Consider the following 1236-nt stretch of genomic DNA (forward strand, 5'->3'; position numbering starts at 1 on the left):
CTCGTCGACGGGGTAGTTGTCCTTGCCGCCCAGCAGCCAGTCGTAGACCCGCGCGGGGTGGGCCCGGCTGGTGTCGATCTGGGGAGGCTGGGAATGGTCCGTCGTCATGGCAGGCTCCGTGGTCCGGGAGGTGACGCTCCGCCGCAATTTTCGATCATCGTACTGCCCGATGGGCCTGCCATGTGCGGCCTGTGCGGCGGGAGTTACGACCCGCCCGCCACGCGTCCCGGCCCCGGAGCGGACGCGTCGCCGCTCCGAGGGGGAGGGGTGGTGCGGGGCAGGGGGTGGCGCCGGGCGGGCGCTCAGCCGGCGGACCGCGTGCGCAGGACCGCCACGCCCCTCGGCGCGAGGACGACGGCGCCCCCGTCCCCGGTGTCGCCCGCCAGGACCTCTCCGGTGAGCCCCGGGACGGTCACGGTCTCGTCGGTGCGGTTGACCAGGAACAGGAAGCGCCCGCCGGGACCGCGGCGCACGGTGGCCTCGACCAGGCCCCGCACCTCGGTGGGCAGGTCGCTCACCACGCCGGCCGGTGCCAGCAGCCGCGGCAGCAGCGCGGCGAGCCCGTCGGCGCCGAGCCGGGTGGAGACGTACGCGGCCCATCCGCTGCCCGCCGGGCGGCGGGTGACGGCCGGGCGGCCCGCGTGCGTGCCCGTGCGGTAGCGGGCCAGGACCTCGGTCTCCGGCGCGGTGACGGTGATGTGGTCGGTCCACAGGGTGCCCGTGGTCGCGTCGTCCAGCTCCACGGTCCGTCCGGCGGGCAGCGGGCCGAACTCCTCGATCCGGATGCCCAGCAGCTCCCGCAGGGCGCCCGGGTATCCGCCGAGCCACACGTGGTCGTTCTCGTCCACGACGCCGGAGAAGTACGTGGTGACCAGATGGCCGCCCTGCTCGGCGTAGCGGGTGAGCTCTTTGGCGAGGTCGGCGGGGACCATGTGCAGCACGGGCGCGATCAGCACCCGGTGACGGGTCAGGTCGGCGCCGGTGGTGACCACGTCGGCGCGGACACCGAGGGAGAGCAGCGCCGAGTACCAGTCGAGCGCCTCCTGGTGGTAGTCGAGCAGCGAGGTCGGGTGGGAGTCCTGCTCGCTCGCCCAGCGCGACTCCCAGTCGAAGAGGATGCCGACCTCCGCGGGCTCCCGCTCGCTCCCGGCGACCGGCGCCAGCGCCCTCAGGGTGTCGCCGAGCGCGGTGACCGCGCGGAACAGGTCGCTGTCGGCACCGGCGTGCGGCACCATA

The 1236-nt window shown here is 74.8% G+C and carries 2 protein-coding genes; both read right to left on the reverse strand.

The features are described from left to right. On the reverse strand, positions 1 to 108 hold a 108-nt coding region (locus tag GTW67_RS12210; RefSeq protein WP_202437143.1), incomplete at its 3' end, for an SAM-dependent methyltransferase. 194 nt (positions 109 to 302) lie between these two features. Continuing rightward, a partial coding sequence (locus tag GTW67_RS12215) for a beta-galactosidase (protein ID WP_202437144.1) occupies positions 303 to 1236 on the reverse strand: 934 nt, incomplete at its 5' end.

It is taken from the genome of Streptomyces sp. SID5910, assembly GCF_009862125.1.
GTDB lineage: Bacteria > Actinomycetota > Actinomycetes > Streptomycetales > Streptomycetaceae > Streptomyces.